At 68.4% G+C, this 18,710-nt stretch carries 17 protein-coding genes; 8 read left to right on the forward strand and 9 right to left on the reverse strand.

The window, feature by feature from the left end; genetic code table 11:
- Positions 1–2: 2 nt before the first annotated feature.
- From eno to ACFCV3_RS28940, 4 genes are all read right to left on the reverse strand, one after another.
- Positions 3–1,283: a phosphopyruvate hydratase gene (eno, locus tag ACFCV3_RS28925; RefSeq protein WP_376035086.1), complete on the reverse strand. Its 1,281-nt coding sequence runs from the start codon at positions 1,281–1,283 to the stop codon at positions 3–5.
- A 149-nt stretch (positions 1,284–1,432) separates the two neighbouring features.
- Positions 1,433–2,035 (reverse strand): hypothetical protein, encoded by a 603-nt coding sequence (locus ACFCV3_RS28930; RefSeq protein ID WP_376035088.1) that lies wholly within the window; start codon positions 2,033–2,035, stop codon positions 1,433–1,435.
- 38 nt (positions 2,036–2,073) lie between these two features.
- Positions 2,074–2,628, reverse strand: a complete 555-nt coding sequence (locus ACFCV3_RS28935; protein ID WP_376035090.1) for an RNA 2'-phosphotransferase — start codon at positions 2,626–2,628, stop codon at positions 2,074–2,076.
- Positions 2,625–3,458, reverse strand: coding sequence for a LysR substrate-binding domain-containing protein (locus ACFCV3_RS28940; protein ID WP_376035092.1), 834 nt, complete (start codon positions 3,456–3,458; stop codon positions 2,625–2,627). Before ACFCV3_RS28940 ends, ACFCV3_RS28935 begins: the two co-directional genes overlap by 4 nt.
- Before the next feature lie 69 nt (positions 3,459–3,527).
- Between ACFCV3_RS28940 and ACFCV3_RS28945 the strand changes: the two genes are divergently transcribed.
- Positions 3,528–4,022, forward strand: a complete 495-nt coding sequence (locus tag ACFCV3_RS28945; RefSeq protein ID WP_376035094.1) for a hypothetical protein — start codon at positions 3,528–3,530, stop codon at positions 4,020–4,022.
- 32 nt (positions 4,023–4,054) lie between these two features.
- On the opposite strand, the gene ACFCV3_RS28950 is transcribed toward ACFCV3_RS28945, so the two are convergent.
- The 5 genes from ACFCV3_RS28950 to ACFCV3_RS28970 are packed head-to-tail and all read right to left on the reverse strand — an operon-like array spanning position 4,055 to position 10,576.
- Positions 4,055–5,035 carry a MazG family protein gene (locus ACFCV3_RS28950; protein WP_376035096.1) on the reverse strand — a complete coding sequence of 327 codons (981 nt, stop codon included), beginning with the start codon at positions 5,033–5,035 and terminating at the stop codon, positions 4,055–4,057.
- A 10-nt stretch (positions 5,036–5,045) separates the two neighbouring features.
- On the reverse strand, positions 5,046–5,669 hold the full coding sequence (locus tag ACFCV3_RS28955; protein WP_376035097.1) for a hypothetical protein: 624 nt from the start codon (positions 5,667–5,669) through the stop codon (positions 5,046–5,048).
- A gap of 28 nt (positions 5,670–5,697) precedes the next feature.
- The gene (gene mfd, locus ACFCV3_RS28960) at positions 5,698–9,321 is read right to left on the reverse strand and encodes a transcription-repair coupling factor (protein WP_376035099.1); all 3,624 of its coding nucleotides are present in this window, start codon (positions 9,319–9,321) and stop codon (positions 5,698–5,700) included.
- A 14-nt stretch (positions 9,322–9,335) separates the two neighbouring features.
- Complete coding sequence (gene pth, locus ACFCV3_RS28965; protein WP_376035101.1) at positions 9,336–9,911, reverse strand: aminoacyl-tRNA hydrolase; 576 nt, start codon at positions 9,909–9,911, stop codon at positions 9,336–9,338.
- A gap of 41 nt (positions 9,912–9,952) precedes the next feature.
- Positions 9,953–10,576, reverse strand: coding sequence for a 50S ribosomal protein L25/general stress protein Ctc (locus ACFCV3_RS28970; protein ID WP_376035103.1), 624 nt, complete (start codon positions 10,574–10,576; stop codon positions 9,953–9,955).
- Between the two features lie 306 nt (positions 10,577–10,882).
- Between ACFCV3_RS28970 and ACFCV3_RS28975 the strand changes: the two genes are divergently transcribed.
- Genes ACFCV3_RS28975 through ACFCV3_RS29005 form a run of 7 tightly spaced genes read left to right on the forward strand, consistent with a single transcriptional unit; the run spans position 10,883 to position 18,582 of the window.
- Complete coding sequence (locus tag ACFCV3_RS28975) at positions 10,883–13,357, forward strand: choice-of-anchor M domain-containing protein (RefSeq protein ID WP_376035105.1); 2,475 nt, start codon at positions 10,883–10,885, stop codon at positions 13,355–13,357.
- The gene (locus ACFCV3_RS28980; protein WP_376035107.1) at positions 13,354–14,892 is read left to right on the forward strand and encodes an anchored repeat ABC transporter, substrate-binding protein; all 1,539 of its coding nucleotides are present in this window, start codon (positions 13,354–13,356) and stop codon (positions 14,890–14,892) included. Before ACFCV3_RS28975 ends, ACFCV3_RS28980 begins: the two co-directional genes overlap by 4 nt.
- Positions 14,889–15,683 carry a choice-of-anchor M domain-containing protein gene (locus tag ACFCV3_RS28985; protein WP_376035109.1) on the forward strand — a complete coding sequence of 265 codons (795 nt, stop codon included), beginning with the start codon at positions 14,889–14,891 and terminating at the stop codon, positions 15,681–15,683. The genes ACFCV3_RS28980 and ACFCV3_RS28985 overlap by 4 nt, the downstream gene beginning before the upstream one ends.
- Positions 15,680–16,426, forward strand: a complete 747-nt coding sequence (locus tag ACFCV3_RS28990; RefSeq protein WP_376035111.1) for an anchored repeat-type ABC transporter ATP-binding subunit — start codon at positions 15,680–15,682, stop codon at positions 16,424–16,426. The genes ACFCV3_RS28985 and ACFCV3_RS28990 overlap by 4 nt, the downstream gene beginning before the upstream one ends.
- A complete protein-coding gene (locus ACFCV3_RS28995) occupies positions 16,423–17,289 on the forward strand; it encodes an anchored repeat-type ABC transporter permease subunit (RefSeq protein ID WP_376035113.1) in 867 nt (288 codons plus the stop codon). The genes ACFCV3_RS28990 and ACFCV3_RS28995 overlap by 4 nt, the downstream gene beginning before the upstream one ends.
- Positions 17,290–17,299: 10 nt before the next feature.
- Positions 17,300–17,944, forward strand: a complete 645-nt coding sequence (locus ACFCV3_RS29000; RefSeq protein WP_376035115.1) for a choice-of-anchor M domain-containing protein — start codon at positions 17,300–17,302, stop codon at positions 17,942–17,944.
- Positions 17,941–18,582 carry a choice-of-anchor M domain-containing protein gene (locus tag ACFCV3_RS29005; RefSeq protein WP_376035117.1) on the forward strand — a complete coding sequence of 214 codons (642 nt, stop codon included), beginning with the start codon at positions 17,941–17,943 and terminating at the stop codon, positions 18,580–18,582. Before ACFCV3_RS29000 ends, ACFCV3_RS29005 begins: the two co-directional genes overlap by 4 nt.
- The last annotated feature ends 128 nt before the right edge of the window (positions 18,583–18,710 follow it).

Raw genomic sequence — 18,710 nt, forward strand, 5'->3', positions numbered from 1 at the left:
GATCAGCCCTGGTACCGCGGGAAAGCCGAACGACCGGCGTACGTCGCCGCGTCGTCGAGCTCCTCCTCGATCCGGAGCAGCTGGTTGTACTTGGCGGTGCGGTCGGACCGGGCCGGGGCACCGGACTTGATCTGGCCGCAGTTCGTCGCGACCGCGAGGTCGGCGATCGTGGTGTCCTCGGTCTCGCCGGAACGGTGGCTCATCATGCAGGTGAAGCCGTTGCGGTGGGCCAGGTCGACCGCGTCCAGGGTCTCGGTCAGCGAACCGATCTGGTTCACCTTGACCAGCAGGCTGTTCGCGGACTTCTCGTTGATGCCGCGCTGCAGCCGCTCGACGTTGGTGACGAACAGGTCGTCGCCGACGATCTGGATCTTGTCACCGAGCTGGGCGCTGAGGTTCTTCCAGCCCTCCCAGTCCTCCTCGTTCAGCGGGTCCTCGATCGAGACGATCGGGTACGACGCGACCAGGTCGGCGTAGTAGGCGATCATCTCGTCGCCCGACTTCTTGCCGCCCTCGAAGGCGTAGACGCCGTCGGTGTGGAACTCGCTGGCCGCGACGTCCATCGCCAGCGCGATGTCGGTGCCGAGCTTCAGGCCGGTCTTCTCGACCGCGACCGCGATCAGGTCGAGCGCCTCGCGGTTGCTGGCCAGGTTCGGCGCGAAGCCGCCCTCGTCGCCGAGCCCGGTGGACAGGCCGCGCTCCTTCAGGACCGCCTTCAGCGCGTGGTAGACGCTCGCACCCTGCATCAGGGCCTCGGCGTAGGTCGAGGCGCCGATCGGGGCGATCATGAACTCCTGCACGTCGACATTGCTGTCCGCGTGCGAGCCGCCGTTCAGGATGTTCATCATCGGGACCGGCAGGACGTGCGCGTTCGGGCCGCCGACGTAGCGGAACAGCGGCAGGCCGGAGCTCTCCGCGGCCGCCTTCGCCACCGCCAGGCTGACACCGAGAATGGCGTTCGCGCCCAGCTTGGCCTTGTTCGGGGTCCCGTCCAGATCGAGCAGCGCGTAGTCGATCAGTCGCTGCTCGTGGACGTCGTACCCGACGATCTCCTTGTCGATTTCGTCGAGGATGGCCGTGACGGCCTTCAGGACACCCTTGCCGCCGTACCGGGCCTTGTCGCCGTCCCGGAGCTCGACAGCCTCGAACTGCCCGGTGGAGGCACCCGACGGCACTGCGGCCCGGGCAACGGTGTCGTCGTCGAGGAGAACCTCGACCTCGACAGTGGGGTTGCCGCGCGAGTCGAGAATCTCGCGGGCGCCGACGGCCTCGATGGTGGCCACATTGACTCCCAAGTCTTCAGATGACGGATCATCGCTGAGCCTAACGGTCAGACCAGCGCACAGGGTGGACCGCGTCACCCCCCACGATCCCATCCGGCGGCACCTGCCGGGTCAGCAACACACCGTCGGGCGCCTGATCTGCCCGCTACTCAGCGCGAGCCGGGCTCCGTCTTCTCGACCACATTGCGGACGTAGAAGAGGTAATGGAGCCGCACCGGCGTCCCTTCACCCTTGCCCACGGCCATGCCGGGCTTGATCGCGGTGGACACCCGGCCGTTCCTGCCGTTGTAGTTGGCCTCGTGGCGCATCCGGTTGGTGTCGGCGGTCTCGGCCCACTTCGCGCTCCCGGCCCAACTGGCAACCCGAGCGGCGTCGACTCCGAGTAGCTTCGCGTCCGAGACCATCCGGTCGGCGGAAGCCTGTCCGTTGGGTTCGGTCCAGAACAGGTCGACGGCGTCCAGGTACCCCTTCCGGGTGGTCACCGTCATTTCCTCGGTGCGCCCGGCCCAGGTGCCGGTGGGAAGCGTGAGGCTCACGGTGGCGTCGTCAGGCACGGTGAGGATCACCAGTTGGTCGTCCGGGAGTCCCAGGGTCTTCGCCTCGATCGGTCGGCTCAGATCCCACCGAACGCTGTTCCCCTCCCCGAACACCGGGTCGGCCTCGTCCGGCTCACCGACATGGAAGGTGCAACCGGTCGTCACCATCAGGGCCAAGGTCGCGGCCGCAGCAAGGAAGGCCCGTCGTGCTGACATGGACCCACCCTGTCACGCCGGGGATCCGGATCGCCGCCTCACAGGCCGAAGCCTCGGCGGGCGCCTTCCGGACCCCCGTGCACCACGTCCACGATCGCGGCCGGCGGGACCTCCCGAACCAGCAACACCCCATTGGGCGCCCGGTACACCGCCAGATTCACCGGATCCACCGCCAGCAGCACGTCAACCCTGCTTCGCCGCCCCACCGGGCTGTCCTGGGCGGGCGTCAGGTGGACATGCGTCCGCCGTCCCGGCCGCAATCCTTCACGGCGAATCACCTCGACCACACGCTCTGTAGTCCCGTGCCACAGCAGGCCAGTGGGGTGCACCCGTTCCCAGCTGTTCTCCAAAGCTTCACGCGTCACCGGCATCCCGGCGAGCGAATGCCCCTGACACGCCCGGATCCGCTCCCCGTCCACCTGCAGCCGCTGTTTGTCGTTCTCCTCGACCGCGCGGTCGAGGTCCTCGCGCTCCATCCCGAGCACCCGCTGCACGTCCGCGATCGCCGCCCACCCGTCCGCGCTCATCGCGAGCCCGCGCTCCCCCGCGGTGTGTCGCAGCAGCCTGGACAACGCCCTGCTGTCGGCGTTCACAGCATCAGCTTCTTCAGCTCGTCATCACGGTCGCCACGGGTGATCACGTAGTACCGGATCGGCGGCAGGTCCTTGACCGGTACCTTCCGCACGGCACTCGACGTACGAACCGAGCCGTTGACGACAGCCGGCCCGATCCCGAGGCGGACGAAATGGACCAGCAGGTCCCACCCCTCGGCCTCGACCGCCACCGACCACCGCACGCCTTCGTCAAGCAGCGCACGCTCCAACTGCTCCCGATGCGGCCGGCCCTTCGGCGGTACGACGAGTGCCTCGTCCTGCAGGTCCCTGAGTCGAACTGTGCGCCGCTGCGCCAGGCGGTGATCGGCACGAGTGATCAACGTCTGCGGGAACTGACCGAGCAGCTCGCAGTCGAGGTCGGTCGGTGGGACGCCGAGCGCGGTCACGCCGATGTCCGCCGTACCGTCTCTCAAGGCCTCCAGGGTCCGCGTGGCATCGCCGGTGAGCAGTCGCACCTGACGACCCTTCGCGACATAGCGCCGGATCGGCTCGCCCAGCAGGTAGAGGTAGGCGCCGGAGCCGGCCATCAACACGGTCGGCCGCGGTGGTGCAGCCCCCAGGGTGCTCAGAAAGTCGGTCGCTCTGGCGGTCTCTTCGTTGGCGAACAGCGCGAGCTGCTCACCGGCACCCGTGAGCAGCAACGACCGGCCGCGCTTCACATACAGCTCGTGCCCCAGCCGCTCCTGCAGCTTGCGAATCCGCGTGTGCAGCGCCGGCTGACTCACATGCAGCTCGTCCGCAGCCCGCGTGAAGTTCCGGTGCCGCGCGAACACCGCGAACACCCGCAGATCCTCAGCCACCAGAGTCATCGACAGAAACTATAGCTCTGTCGACAAATACTAGTTCTGCTGAAGTGCTCAACCGGCGACGGTTGATCCATGAACAGATTGGGTATCGACATCGGCCGCGTCATCATCAACGGCACCACAGGTCCCGGGGACACCTCGTTCTTCGCCGGCGACACCGCGGCGATGCTCCGCACCCCCGCCGTACCAGGCGCCTTCGAAACCATCGCCCGCCTGGTCCCCCTCTTCACCGGCACCTGGCTCATCTCCAAATGCGGCCCCCGAGTCCAGCAACGCTCCCTCACCTGGCTCCACCACCACGACTTCTTCCGCCACACCGGCATCCCCGAGAACAACGTCCGCTTCTGCCTGCAACGCCCCCAGAAGGCGATCCATTGTGCCGACCTGGCCATCACCCACTTCGTCGACGACAAACCGGACGTCATCGCCGCGATCACCCCAGTAGTCCCCCACCCCTACCTGTTCAAGGACTGGCCCACCACCGAGGCTGCAATCCTCAAATCCCTCACCTTGAGCACCCACCAACCACTCGCGGCCCCGCCAATGACCGAACGGCGCTCAAGGTGAGGTGTGGCGACCACCTTGAGCAGCGGTGCGGGTCAGGTGGATGACTCGGCGGCGCGGATCTCGGCGGAGAGTTGGGTGAGGGTGGTGCGGAGGGCTTGTTCGGCGTCCACGTTGAGGGTGCGGGCCTCGCGGACCAGGGCCAGCAGGGCGGCGCCGATGCGGGACTGGTCGTCGGTGGGGGTGGGGAGGTCGGCGGGGACCTTGGCGGAGCGGCCGAGGATCTTGTCGGCGAGGGCCAGGGCTGGGAGGGCGGTGGGGATGCCTTCGAGGACCGAGGAGCGTTGTTTTTCGGCGGCCTTGATGGATTCCCAGTTCGCTTCGACGGCGGCCGCGTCGGCGGCGGTGACGGTGCCGAAGACGTGGGGGTGGCGGCGGACGAGCTTCTCGACGATGCCGGCGGCGACGTCGTCGATGGTGAAGGCGTCGTCGTCCTCGGCGATGCGGGAGTGGAAGGCGACCTGGAGCAACAGGTCGCCGAGCTCTTCGCGGAGGTGGTCGCGGTCGCCGAGGTCGATGGCTTCGAGGGTCTCGTAGGTCTCCTCGAGAAGGTACTTCGCGAGGCTCTCGTGGGTCTGCTCCTGGTCCCAGGGGCAGTTGCGGCGGAGGCGGTCCATCACGCGCACGAGGTCGATCAGGCGGGCGCCGGGGACGTCGTACGAGCCATGCAAAATCTCGACCTCGTACGGCGGCCGCGGCTCGCGGCTGAGTTCCTCGGCGACGAGCCGGAGCAGGCCTGGCTCGCCGTCCGCACCGACCAGCCAGGCGACTCGCTGGCCGGCCACCGCGGCTGCGGACAGCCAGGCCCAGTGGTCGGTGACGGCACCCTCGACCGGGGTGACGACGAAGCCGGAGGCGGCGATCGCCTGGACGTCCGCCCTGGACGTCCCAGGGCCAGCGGCGCCGAGCAGGTCGGCGGACGACAGTGCTGTCCAGGCGACTCGGGTGAGGAGACCCGGGGCGACCCGGGGGCTGGTCAGGACGACCGTGATCGACCCACCGGGTGCACCGGACATCGGCAGGACCTCAGCCCTGCGGCTGCTGCTGTTGCTGCTGAGCCTCGGCGGCCTCGCGCTTGGCCTTCGCCTGCGCCGACTCCTCGGACAGGGAGCCGGAGATCGCGCCGTCGATGGCGCCGTCCGTCCACTTGCCGAAGCGCGGGGCGACGTCGACCTCGATGTTCTTCGCAGCGTCCTTGACGATGGTCAGGCCGGCCTTCTGGGCCTGCTGCACCTGCGGGTCGGTCACGCCGGTGCCACCACCGAGCTTGATGGTCGCCACCGCGGTCGCGGCCACGTTGGCCAGGAACTCCTTGGCCACCGGGTCGGACTCGAACTTCTGGTACGCCGCCGGGTCGCGGACCACGAGCTTCATCGCAGCTGCGGTCTCGGCGTCGGTCACCGTCACCGAGCGCTGGTCGCGGACCTGCCGGACCAGAGCGTTGTTGACCAGCTCGCTCAGCGTCACCTTGGTCTCGAACGGCTGTCCGAGCGCGCCGGAGACCGCGCGCGAGACCTTGTCGACGTCGCCGACGCTGATCTCGGTGTCCCCGACCACGGCCGCCGCACCCGGGTGCGTACCGGCTGCACAGCCGCTCGCCAGCAACACCGTGGCTGCAGCCACACCGAGAGCCTTAAGCGCTCTGCTCACCGAAATCTCCTCGCATCTCCAGTCGAAGTCACGCCGGCACCACGATCGGTTCGGCGACGATGTCGTCGATCAACCGGGTACACCATTGCAGCAGCTCCTGGTCGCGGAGCGGCTGGCCGCCGATCTGCCGGGTGGCAGGTCTCGGCACCAGGATCGTACGCAGTTGCGGCTTCACCAGACTCTTCGGGTACAGCCTGTTCAGCCGCAGCACCTTGGAATCGGGCAGATCCACCGGCCCGAACCGGATCAGATTCCCCTGCAGGGTGACGTCCTGCAACCCCGCCTGCCGGGCGTGGTTGCGGAACTTCGCCACCTCGATCAGGTTCAGCACGGCCGGCGGGATCTCGCCGTACCGGTCGTGCAGCTCCTCGACGAGCTCCGCGATCCCGGCAGCATCCCGGACGGCGGCCAGTCGCTGGTACATCTCCAGTCGCAGCCGCTGCGACGGAACGTAGTCGTGCGGGAGATGCGCGTCGATCGGCAGCTCGATCTTGACCTCGGGCTCCTCGGCCGGGGTGTCGCCCTTGTACTCCGCGACCGCCTCACCGACCAGTCGCACGTACAGGTCGAAGCCGACGTCCGCGATGTGCCCGGACTGCTCGCCGCCGAGCAGGTTGCCGGCGCCGCGGATCTCCAGGTCCTTCATCGCGACCGCCATACCGCCACCGAGATCGGCGTGCTGGGCGATCGTCGCCAGCCGGTCGTGCGCGGTCTCGGTCAGCGGCTTCTCCGGCGGGAAGAAGAAGTACGCGTACGCCCGCTCGCGGCCACGACCGACGCGACCGCGAAGCTGGTGCAGCTGCGACAGCCCGAGCAGGTCGGACCGCTCGACGATCATCGTGTTCGCGTTCGAGATGTCGATGCCCGACTCGACGATCGTCGTACAGACGATGACGTCGGACTGCTTCTCCCAGAAGCCCTGGATGACCTGCTCGAGGGCGTGCTCGTTCATCTGGCCGTGGGCGACGGTCACCCGTGCCTCGGGCACGAGCTGCCGGATCCGCGCGGCCGCCTTCTCGATCGTGTTCACCCGGTTGTGCACCACGAAGACCTGGCCCTCACGCAGCAACTCGCGCCGGATCGCCGCGGTCACCTGGCCCTCCTCGTAGGCCCCGACGAAGGTCAGCACCGGGTGCCGCTCCTCGGGCGGGGTCGCGATCGTCGACATCTCGCGGATGCCGGTGATCGACATCTCCAGCGTGCGCGGGATCGGCGTCGCGGACATCGTCAGTACGTCGACCGCCGTCCGCAACCGCTTGAGCTGCTCCTTGGCCTCGACCCCGAACCGCTGCTCCTCGTCGACGATGACGAGCCCCAGGTCCTTGAACGCCACCTCGCCCGACAGCAACCGGTGGGTGCCGATCACGACATCGATCGACCCATCGGCCAGCCCGTCGAGCGTGCCCTTGGCCTCCTTGTCGGTCTGGAACCGCGACAGCGGGGCCACGTTGACCGGGAAGGCGGCGTACCGCTCGGCGAAGGTCGCGTAGTGCTGCTGCACGAGCAGCGTGGTCGGCACCAGTACGGCGACCTGTTTGCCGTCCTGCACCGCCTTGAACGCGGCCCGGACGGCGATCTCGGTCTTGCCGTAGCCGACGTCACCACACACGATCCGGTCCATCGGCATGACGCGCTCCATATCGCGCTTCACGTCGTCGATGGTGGCGAGCTGGTCCGGCGTCTCCACGAACGGGAACGCGTCCTCGAGCTCACGCTGCCACGGGGTGTCCTTGGCGAACGCGTGGCCCTTGGTCGCCTGGCGCGCGGCGTACAGCTTGATCAGCTCACCGGCGATCTGCTTGACCGCCTTGCGTGCCCGGCCCTTGCGCTTGGCCCAGTCGCCGCCGCCCATCTTGTCCAGGCTCGGCTGCTCACCGCCGACGTACCGCGTGACCTGGTCGAGCTGGTCGGTCGGCACGTACAGCCGGTCGCCCGGTTGACCGCGCTTGCTCGGTGCGAACTCGATCACGACGTACTCGCGGGTGGCCTTCTGAGTACCGGTCCCGACGGTGCGCTGCATCATCTCGACGTACCGGCCGACACCGTGCTGCTCGTGCACGACGAAGTCGCCGGGCTGCAGCTCCAGCGGGTCGACCGCCTTCTTCCGCCGGCTCGGCATCCGTTGCTGGGAACGGCGTTCGGCCGCGGAGCGCTGGCCGGCCAGGTCGTTCTCGGTCAGTACGGCGAACTTGATGCCCTCGGCAATGAACCCGTGATCGAGCTGTCCCTGGGAGATCAGCACGACGCCCGGCTCGGGGATCGTGGCGATCCCCTCGACCGCCCGCGCCGGGACCTCGGCCTCGGACAGCAGCTCGGCCAATCGCTGTGCCGGACCGTGCCCCTCGGTCACACAGACGACGCGCCAGCCGTCCCGCAGCCAGCGGCGGACGTCCTCGACCGCGGCCGCCGTCTCACCGCGGTACGGATCGACCTCGTGGGCGGCGATCGCGCGGCTGCGCACCGCACCGGCCTCGGTATCGATGTCGAACGAGACCCGCGAACCCATCGAGTCACGTAGCTCAGGCGCATCGGTCGGCGCCGCGGAGAACGGCGACATGCTCCACCACGCCAGGCCCTTGCCCAGCGCATGCGACCGGACGTCACCGAGCGAGATGTACGCCGCTGCGCCCAGATCGATCGGCGCCTCACCGCCACCGGCCGCGGCCGCCCAGGACGCCTCCAGGAACTCCTGGCTGGTCGCCACCAGGTCGTGGGCCCGCGCCCGCACCCGCTCCGGATCGCTGACGACCACATGCGTCCCGGCCGGCATCAGATCGACCAGCAGCTCCATGTGGTCGACCAGCACCGGAGCCAGCGACTCCATGCCCTCGACCGCGTGCCCCTCGGCGAGCTTCTCGAACAGCTCGGACAGCTCCGGGTGCTCCTTGGCCAGTACGGCGGCGCGCGCCCGCACCTCGTCGGTCAGCAGCAGCTCGCGGCACGGCGGCGCCCACAAACCGTGCTGAGCGATCTCCAGGGACCGCTGGTCGGCGACTGCGAAGTACCGGATCTCTTCCACGTCGTCACCGAAGAAGTCCACCCGCAGCGGGTGCTCCTCGGTCGGCGGGAACACGTCGATGATGCCACCGCGGACCGCGAACTCCCCGCGCCGCTCGACCAGATCGACCCGGTGGTACGCCGCGCCTGCCAGCCGCTCGGTGACATCGGCCAGCTCCACCGTGTCACCGACGTGCAGCTGCACCGGCTTGAGGTCGGCCAGCCCGGCGACCTGCGGCTGCAGGACCGAACGCACCGGCGCGACCAGGATCTTGATCGGCCCGGTCGTCTCGTCCGACGGATCCGGGTGCGCCAGGCGCCGCAGTACGGCGAGGCGCCGGCCGACTGTGTCCGAGCGGGGTGACAGGCGCTCGTGCGGCAGCGTCTCCCAGGCCGGGTAGTAGGCGACCGAACCGGGCTCGACCAGGCACTGCAGCGCCTCGGTCAGCTCCTCGGCCTCACGGAACGTCGCGGTGACCGCGAGCACCGGGCGATCGGCACCGCGCTCAGCGGCCAGGGCAGCCAGCAGAACCGGCCGGATCGGGCCGGGGGCAGCCAGGTCGAGAGCGGTGACCACCTCGCCGCGGGCATCACGAACCGCCTCGGCCACCACCGGATCGGTGACCAGGGTGTCGACCAGACCGCTGAGCTTCACGAGGTAGCTTCCATTCAGGAGTTGTACAGGCCTTGGGTTGTCTCGAGGCCGGCCGTCATCAGCGACTCGACCGCATCCGCGGTCCGGTCCACGGCGAACGGAAGATCCTTGCGCTCGGCCGAGGAGAACTCGTTGAGGACGAAGTCGGCGGGACTCTGCCGGCCCGGTGGACGACCCACACCGAACCGCACTCGATAGTACTCACCGGTGCCAAGTGATTTCCGCAGCGACTTGAGCCCGTTGTGTCCGTTGTCGCCGCCGCCGAACTTGCAGCGCAGCACGCCGAAGTCGATGTCGAGCTCGTCGTGGACGGCGATCAGGTTGGCCGGGTCCACCTTGAAGAACTTCAGCAGGCCGGACACCGGCCCACCGGACTCGTTCATGTACGACCGGGGTTTGGCGAGGATGGTGCGGAGCCCGCTGATCCGGGTCTCGATCACCTCGGCCTTGACCTGCTTGTGCTGCTTGAACGTACTCCCCGTCCGGGCGGCCAGCTCGTCGGCCACCAGGTGCCCGATGTTGTGCCGGGTCCGGGCATACGAAGGGCCGGGATTCCCCAGCCCGACGACCAACCACACGTCGTCCGCCACGGATCCCGGCCCTCCTGAGTTCTGTTACTGCGGCAGCGCTATCAGGCAGGCGCGGCGGTCGGGGCGTCGCGGACGACCCCGGCCTCGGCCTCGGCGTCGGCCATCTCGGCGTCGACCTGCTCGGCGGTGCTCGCGGTCGTGATGTTGACGATCAGGGTCTCCGGGTCGACGGCCAGCGTCGTACCGGCCGGGAGCTTCAGGTCGGAGGCGTGGATCGCCGTACCGGCCTCGAGGCCCTCGATGTTCAGCACCACACCGTCGGGGATGTGGGTCGCCTCGGCCTCGACCAGGATCGAGGCGTTCTCCAGCACCACCAGGGTGCCGCCGGCGGCCTCGCCCTCGACGTGGATGGCGATGTCGACCTCGACCTTCTCACCGCGCTTCACGATGACCAGGTCGACGTGCTCGATGGTGCCCTTCAGCGGGTCGCGCTGGACCTGCTTCGGCAGCGCCAGCAGGCTCTCGCTGCCGACGACCTCGATCAGCAGCAGGGCGTTGGCGGTCTTCAGCGCCAGCATGGTGTCGTGACCAGGCAGCGTGATGTGAACCGGGTCCGTGCCGTGGCCGTAGAGAACGGCGGGCACCTTGTTGTCCCGGCGGATTCGGCGGGCAGCACCCTTGCCGAACTCCGTGCGTGATTCGGCTTGGATCTTGACCTCGGCCACGAGATGAACTCCTCAGATGCGTTGCGGTGATCTGTTGACTGGCTGAAACTCGGCTGCGGCCTCAGCGGGCACCTGCTGACACCGAGAAGGCATCGAGCAACGAACCACCGCGTCGATCACGGAGCCGCGCCCATGTACTTCTCGGGGGGCGTCCCTCGCCGAGGCAACCTCAACAGTCTACCCACGCAGGCGCTCAGACAGGAAATCCGGGTCCCCGGCCCCGAACCACGACTTTTGGGCGCCATCCAGGCGGGAAACGATCGGCTCTACTGAAAATGATTGTCGCTTCAGATAAAGTTCGCAGCTGTGACCGCCACTCACTCCCGTCCAGCGCTGCTGTCTGCCCTGCTGAGCCTCACTCTCGGCCTGTTCTGCCTGCTCGTGCCCTGGACCGCGGGCGCCGCACCGGCCCCCGAGGTGCTGCGCGCGGTCCACACCGACGTCCTGCACACGACGTACGACGGGACTGCGCTCAAGCTCGCGACGCGGATCGGCACCGGCACGTACCGGGACGCCGATCCGGCCGGTCTGATCTTCAACCTGGAAGACCGCGGCTCGGCCCGCGTCGAGCTGCCGGAGATCCCCGCCTTCGCCTTCCTCGGTACGCCGGGCAGCACGGTCTGGATGGCCCCCGAGTCCCAGGACCCCGAGCTGATCTGGCCCGGCTGGGACACCGAGACGATCCCCGCGGGCGCGCTGCGTGACGACACCGTCGACCTGACCCTGGTGAGCGCAGAAGGTCCCGGTGCGGTCGAGGCGTTCTTCAACTACGACGAGTTCACCGGTGCGGTTCCCCGCGTGTTCAGCTCGGTCGATCCGGCGTACAAGACGCTGCACCAGCCAGTGGGGCGGCACGTCCACGCGAACTGGTCCTTCTCCGCGCTCGGCACCTACCACCTGACCTTCCAGGCGTCCGCGGTCACCGCAGCCGGCGCCCCGGTCACATCGGGCCCCATCACCTACACGTGGGTCGTCGGCCCCTACGAGCCGGTCACGCCGACCCCTACGCCGACGCCCACGCCGACTCCTACGCCGACGCCGACGCCGACGGTCACTCCGTCGAGCCCGCGTCCGAGCACCCCGGCGCCCAGCACCCCCGGCCCCAGTACGCCGCCCTGCGTCACCACGGTGCTGTCCGTCGGGCACGTGGATGTGGCAGCTCGTACTGTCGGCGACCGGCTGCGGTTCCAGGTGAAGGACGGCACCCGCGGCACCACCCCGGTCTGGCGTGATCCGGGCACGGTCGCGTTCCAGGTGAAGCCCGAGGGTGCCGAGATCGTCCCGCCGGACCCGAAGTACCGCTTCCTGGGCGCACCCGGCGCAACCATCTGGCAGATCCCCCAGACCCAGGCGGAGAACCTCCTCTGGGCCGGCTGGAACACCGAGTCCGTCGACTACACCGCCCTCAACGGCCCGGTGCACTGGTCCCTCGACAAGGTCCAGGGCCCCGGCAAGCTCGCGGTCTTCCAGTTCGACCAGTTCGGCGCCCCGCTCGTCTCCTTCGACAGCGGCAAGAAGCTCCCCCAGTCGATCGCCCTGGCCGCCCCCACCCACGCCCACGGCAACTGGGCCTTCACCAAACAAGGCCTCTACCGACTCACCTTCACCTACTCAGCCACCACCAAGACCGGCAAACACCTCACCGACACCGCCACCCTCCCGGTAGTAGTCGGCAACGACCTAAAGCCCCTCTGCCCCACCAACCCACCCACCACTCCCCCAACCACGTGCCCCACCCAGTCCCGCCCAGGTGCGCCCTGCACCACCCCGTCCCCCAGCACCACCCCGCCCCCGTGCACCAGCACGCCTCGCCCAGGGGCGTCCTGCACCACCCCGCCACCCACCTCCCCCTCGGGCGCGCCCACCGCTCCCCCCACCTCCCCGGCCGAGCACTCCGGAACCACGCCGACCACTACGCCGGGGTCCAGCACCCCGAAGCCCTGCATCACCACACCGCCACCGACGCCCACGCAGAGCACACCGACCACGACCACGCCGTCCACCACCCAGCCCGGCACCGCGACCACCACGCTGTCCAACGGTCACGCGGACTACGCCGTACGACTGGTAGCCGGTGCTCTGCAGTCCCGCATCAAGGACGGCACCAAGTCCGGTACGCCGGTCTGGCGCGACCCTGATGACGTAACCATCCGCCTCACCTCAGCAGCCGGTACCACCTCACCCGGCGGCGCCTTCGGCTTCCTCGGCCCCAAGGGCACCCCGGTCTGGCAGATCCCCCAGACGCAGAAGGAAGGCGTCATCTGGCTCGGCTGGAACACCGAAGAGCTCAAACCCGGCCAGATCCCCGGCAACGCCGTCACCTGGCGCCTCGACAAGGTCACCGGCCCCGGCCGAGTCTCCGTCTTCGAGTTCAACTCCTTCGGCCAGCCCCAGATCATCTTCAACTCAGCCGACGGCCTCCCCGACACCTACAGCATCCCCATCGGCACCCACGCCCACGGCAACTGGTCCTTCACCAAACCAGGCACCTACAACCTCACCTTCACCCACTCCACCCCCACCGCCCACTCCACCTCCACCCTGAAGGTCGTAGTAGCCCCCACCGGCGGCGCCCGAGCCCTGCCCGAAGCAGCCAGCACCAACGCGGCAGCCACCTCAGCCATCCGCTCGGCCGCAGCAACCACGGCATCGGGCCCTGCGGGTGGGTGCAGGCTCGCAGCTACCGGGGCCGACGTACCGGTTGGTTGGTTTGTGGCGGCTGGGTTGTTCATCCTGCTCGGCACCAGCCTGCTGGTTGTTTCCAAGCGAGGCACCAAGTGAAGCGGGCAATCGCAGCGGCTCTGTCGCTGACTCTGCTCGCCGGATGCGCCGGTACGACGGGGAGCACCGACGGGAAGCTGAATGTCGTCACCACGACCGAGATCCTGGCTGACCTCGCGCAGCAGGTCGGGGGCGAGCGGGTGACCGCGACCTCGCTGGTCCCCGCCGGTGGTGACCCACATTCCTACGAACCCACCCCGGCCGACGCCAAGCGCGTCGCCAAAGCCGACGTCACGTTCACGAACCACCTGCTGCTCGAACCCCAGAGCCTCATCAAAACCATCGACGCGAACGCCGCCAAGGACGCCCCCAACGTCTCCCTCGCCGAAGCCGCCGAGTCGTACGGCGCGCACGTGATCCCGCTCGTGGAGAACATCGGCCTCGACGTCCTCTGGCTGGGCCTACGCGTCAGAGGTACCGGCAAACAACGCGGTGCCACCAGAACGTCGTCCGTCCAGCTGGCAGCCACCAAACTCGACGGCCCCGGTCAGCTGGTCGCCTACCTGACCGAGTCCCTCGGCCAGCCGGACCGCTACTTCGACTCCACCAACGGGCTCGACAAATCCGACAGTACGACGCTCCCACCGGCCGCGCACACGCACCTGAACTGGGCGTTCACCAAGCCCGGCGTCTACCACCTCACGCTCAAAGGCAGCCTCGACAACAACGACGGCAAACTCCAGCCGCTCGGCGAAGGCACCTTCACCTTCGCCGTCGGAGTCGACCCCCACTCCGTCCAGCCGGCCGCCAAAGGCAAAGCAACGGTCCTCGACGACGGCCACACCGACCTCACCGTCGATCTCGACTCGGGCCAGGTCTACGCCTACTCGGACGCGAAGAAGATCGGCGCAGCCCAGTCCCACGTCCCCGCCGGGAACGTCGTCATCGACGTACCGAACAAGGCTCTCGTCGCGACCCCCGACGACCCGAGATTCGCCTTCCTCGGCAAACCAGGAACCCAGATCCACCAGCTCCCGCAAGCGGTCCTCGGCAAGCATGTGCACGGCGAGATCGATCCGCACCTGTGGGAGGACGTGGCCAACGCCAAGGCCTACGTCCAGCTGATGCGCGACACGCTGATCTCGAAGGACCCGGACGGCAAGCAGACCTACGAGGCGAACACCAAGACCTACCTGAGCAAACTCGACGAGCTCGACGAATACGTCCGTACGACGCTCGCCACCATCCCGCCCGATCGCCGCCAGCTCATCACCACGCATGACGCGTTCGGGTACCTGGCGTCGGCGTACGAGATGACCGTGGCCGGCTTCGTCGTACCGAATCCGGCGCAGGAACCGAGTGTCGAGCAGGTCCGCAAACTCTCCGACACCATCCGCAACCTGCGTGTCCCGGCCGTCTTCACCGAGCCGAACCTCGCCCAGCGCGCTTCCGTCCTGATCCAGGTCGCCCGCGACCAGGGTGTCCAAGTCTGTTCGTTGTACGGCGACTCGTTCGACGACAAAGCAAGGACCTATGCCGACATGATGCGCCACAACGCCGACGAGCTGAAACGCTGCCTGGGAGACCACCGATGAAGCTCCTCGCCGCCCTCCTGCTCGCGGTCGCCCCGCTGGCACCCACGGCCGAACCAGTTGTCATCAGCAACGGTCATGTGGACCTCGGCCCGAAGTTCGTTGACGGCCGGTGGACGGTTCAGCTCCGCGACGACACCACCGACCCGGCCACTTGGCGCGACCTCGACACGGTCGTCCTGCAAGCGACCGGTAAGGCGAAGATCGCCGTACCGGCCGATCCGGCGTACCAGTTCCTCGGCAAGCCGGGGCAGTCGATCTGGGTGATCCCGCAGGTGCAGCAGGCCGGAATCGTCTGGCCGGGCTGGAACACGCAGGACACCGAGGTCGCCACCAAGGTCGACCGCGAGGTGACCTGGTCACTGGAGGGCGTGCAAGGACCGGGTGCGTTCACGCTGTTCCTCAACTCGGACTTCGGCAAACCGCAGCCCGTCTTCGACAGCCGCAAGCCGTTCCCGCAGCAGACCGGGATCGACGTCAACACCCACGTCCACGGCAACTGGACCTTCGATGCCCAAGGCACCTATCTGCTCGACGTCGCGATGACGGCCAAGCTCACCGACGGCAGCTCGGTCACCGACCGCCGTACCCTCCGCGTCTACGCCGGCGACGGAGACGCCCGTACGGCGCTCGCCACGCCCACGCCCACGCCGACCCCGACTCCGACGCCGGCCGCCACGGCGACCCCCCAGGAGCCCGCCGGGCAACGGATCGAACTGTGGTGGTTCATCGCCGGCGCAGCCGTGCTCGTCCTCGCCACCACCGGCTTCGTCGTGATCAGGAGACGCGCATGACCGTCCTCACTGTCACCGGAGTCTCCGTCGAACTAGGCGGTCGCGAGGTTCTCAACGACGTCTCTCTCACCATCGCGGCCCACGAACAGGTGGGACTGATCGGCCCGAACGGCGCCGGCAAGACGACCCTGCTGCGTGCGCTCCTCGGGCTGCTGCCGATCACCGCGGGCAGCATCAGCATCGACGGCAAGACACCGAGCGAGGCCCGCGGTTCGATCGGGTATGTCCCGCAGCGCCACGAGTTCGTCTGGGACTATCCCGTTCAGGTCCGGACCGCGGTGATGACCGGTCGCACGCACCGCATCGGCTGGCTGCGCAGACCGGGGCAGGCTGACCGCGACGCCGTACAGGAAGCTCTTGAACGCGTCGACCTGACCGACCTCGCGAACCGGCCCATCGGCGAGCTATCTGGTGGCCAACGGCAACGAGTCCTGGTCGCGCGGGCGCTCGCGCTCAAGCCGAGCCTGCTGTTGCTGGACGAACCGTTCACCGGTCTCGACGTACCGACGCAGGAGATTCTGACCCGGTTGTTCAAGGATCTGACCGCCGAGGACACCGCGATCCTGATGACCACGCACGACCTTCCGGCCGCGGCCGACACGTGTCACCGGCTCTGCCTGCTGAACGGCACGGTCGTGGCCGACGGTTCGCCGGACGAGCTGCGGGACCCGGCGATCTGGTTGCGCGCCTTCGGGGTCGCGCGGTCCGAGCAGCTCTTGCACAGCCTGGGAGTCACCCGATGATCGAGTTCCTGACCGAGCCCTGGTCGCACGTGTTCATGCAGCGCGCGTTCCTCGTCGTACTGATGTCCGGCGTCGTCTGCGGCGTCATCGGCACCCACGTCGCCCTCCGCGGAATGGCGTTCATCGGGGATGCGGTGGCGCACGCCGTGTTCCCCGGGATCGCGATCGCGTTCGTGCTGAAGACCAGCCTGGTCCTCGGTGGCATCGTCGCCGGACTGATCACCGCACTCGCCGTGGCGGTGTTCTCACAGAACCGGCGGCTCAAGGAGGACACCGTGATCGGCGTCTTCTTCGCGGGCGCGTTCGGTCTCGGCATCGTCATCATGAGTACGGCGCCCGGGTACGGCGGTTCGCTGGAGTCGTTCCTGTTCGGATCGGTGCTGGGGATCGGCAACGCCGACGTGGTCACGGTCGCGGTCGGCGGCGCGATCCTGCTGCTCAGCACCGCGGCACTGCACAAGGAGTTCGTCACGGTCGGCCTGGACCGCGAGACCGCGCGATCCGTCGGGTTGCCGATCTTCTGGCTGGACCTGGCCATGTACGCGATGGTGACGGTCGCGATCGTCATCTCGATCCAGGCCGTCGGCAACATTCTCGTGCTGGCGCTGCTGATCACCCCGGCCGCCTGCGCCCGGCTGCTCACCGACCGGATCGGCGTGATGATGGTGATCGCGCCGGTGATCGGCGCCGTCTCCGGCCTGACCGGTCTCTACCTGTCCTATGCCTTCAACCTCGCCGCCGGCGGGTTGATCGTCCTCACCGCCACCGCGGTGTTCATCGCGTGCTGGGTGTTCGCACCCCGGCACGGCCTGCTCTCCCGCCGTACCTCACGTACGGCGGTCTTGGTTTCCGCCAACCCCTGAAAGGAAACACATGCGCATCACCAATCGTTTGGTGCTGTCAGCAACGACAGTTCTCGCGCTCACCGGCGTCGCCGTCCCGGCGTCGGCCACCACTTCCGTCGTCCTCGACCAGGGACATGTCGACGTCGTCGGCATCGCCTGGGAGGACAACGCGTTCAACGTCCACGTCCACGACGAGGAGAGCGCTACCGAGTACACCCCGGCCGAGGTGCAGCTCGTCGCCAAGCCCGGTGCGAAGGTCGCCGTACCGAACGACCCGGCGTACGGCTTCCTCGGCAAGCCGGGCAGCGCCGCGTGGGTGCTGCCGCAGGTCCAGGACGCGGACCTGCTGTGGCCGGGGATCGGTTCCGAGGAGATCGCCTCGGGCGTGTTCACCAACGACGCGCTGAAGGTCATCCTGGTCGGCGTCAGCGGCCCGGCCGACTTCAGCATCTTCACTACCGACGCTTTCGGTGCGCCGACCCGGCTCGCGGACAGCGGCAACGGCCTGCCGGACACCATCAACACCACCGCCGGCGGTCACCTGCACGCCAACTGGGCCTTCGAGGCGGCCGGTACGTACAAGGTGAAGTTCAAGGTGTGCGGCACCCTCGCCGCCACCGGCAAGACGGTCACCTCGGCCATCGCGACCTACACCTTCACGGTGCAGGCATGAAGGCCCGTGGGGTGGCCGGCGCCCTGATCGCCGGTTTCGCTGCCACCGTCCTGTCCGTGGGGCCGGCCTTCGCCGCCACCACGATCTCGTCGGGTCACGTCGACGCCATCGACGTCGACTGGACGGGGTCCGCGCTGACCCTGGACCTGCGCGACGGCACGGTAACCCCTGCGGTCGACCGCGCCCCGGCGGACGTCGTACTGAACGCCGTGTCGGCCAGCAAGACCACCGTCCCGTCCAGCTCGGCGTACTCGTTCCTGGGCTCGCCGGGCGACCCGGTCTGGATCCTGCCGCAGACGCAGGTCAGCAACATCGTGTGGCCCGGTTTCAACACCGAGGGCGTCCCGAGTGGCGTCCTGTCCGGTAACGCCGTCTCCGTGAAGCTGGTCTCGGTCAGCGGACCGGACGACGTCGCCGTCTACACCACCAACTCGTTCGGTACGCCGACCGTCTGGTTCGACAGCGGCAACGGCCTCCCGGACACCCGTTCCATCGCCATCAACACCCACGCCCACGCCAACTGGGCCTTCGAGGCCGCCGGCACCTACACCGCCGTCTTCGAGGTGACCGCCACCACCACTGGCGGCACTGCCATCACCACCGGACAGAAGACCTACACCTTCACCGTCCAGCCGTAACAGCACCGTGGTGCAGGGGTCCGGCGCCGGACCCCAGCGCGTCATTAAGTTGCTAAGTGGGAGACCCCCTACGCCCCCCGCCCCCCGGGGGGTTTGGAGCCTGAGTCCCGCTCCGCGAACAGAATAGG

The sequence above is a fragment of the Kribbella sp. NPDC056345 genome (genome assembly GCF_042262745.1).
In the GTDB taxonomy this organism is placed as follows: domain Bacteria; phylum Actinomycetota; class Actinomycetes; order Propionibacteriales; family Kribbellaceae; genus Kribbella.

Excerpts from the sequence above, each read along its gene's own strand:
- ACFCV3_RS28930 (WP_376035088.1), bottom strand. The coding sequence starts at position 2,035 with ATGTCAGCACGACGGGCCTTCCTTGCTGCGGCCGCGACCTTGGCCCTG.
- ACFCV3_RS28940 (WP_376035092.1), bottom strand. The coding sequence starts at position 3,458 with ATGACTCTGGTGGCTGAGGATCTGCGGGTGTTCGCGGTGTTCGCGCGG.
- ACFCV3_RS28945 (WP_376035094.1), top strand. The coding sequence starts at position 3,528 with ATGAACAGATTGGGTATCGACATCGGCCGCGTCATCATCAACGGCACC.
- ACFCV3_RS28950 (WP_376035096.1), bottom strand. The coding sequence starts at position 5,035 with ATGTCCGGTGCACCCGGTGGGTCGATCACGGTCGTCCTGACCAGCCCC.
- ACFCV3_RS28985 (WP_376035109.1), top strand. The coding sequence starts at position 14,889 with ATGAAGCTCCTCGCCGCCCTCCTGCTCGCGGTCGCCCCGCTGGCACCC.
- ACFCV3_RS28990 (WP_376035111.1), top strand. The coding sequence starts at position 15,680 with ATGACCGTCCTCACTGTCACCGGAGTCTCCGTCGAACTAGGCGGTCGC.
- ACFCV3_RS28995 (WP_376035113.1), top strand. The coding sequence starts at position 16,423 with ATGATCGAGTTCCTGACCGAGCCCTGGTCGCACGTGTTCATGCAGCGC.
- ACFCV3_RS29000 (WP_376035115.1), top strand. The coding sequence starts at position 17,300 with ATGCGCATCACCAATCGTTTGGTGCTGTCAGCAACGACAGTTCTCGCG.
- ACFCV3_RS29005 (WP_376035117.1), top strand. The coding sequence starts at position 17,941 with ATGAAGGCCCGTGGGGTGGCCGGCGCCCTGATCGCCGGTTTCGCTGCC.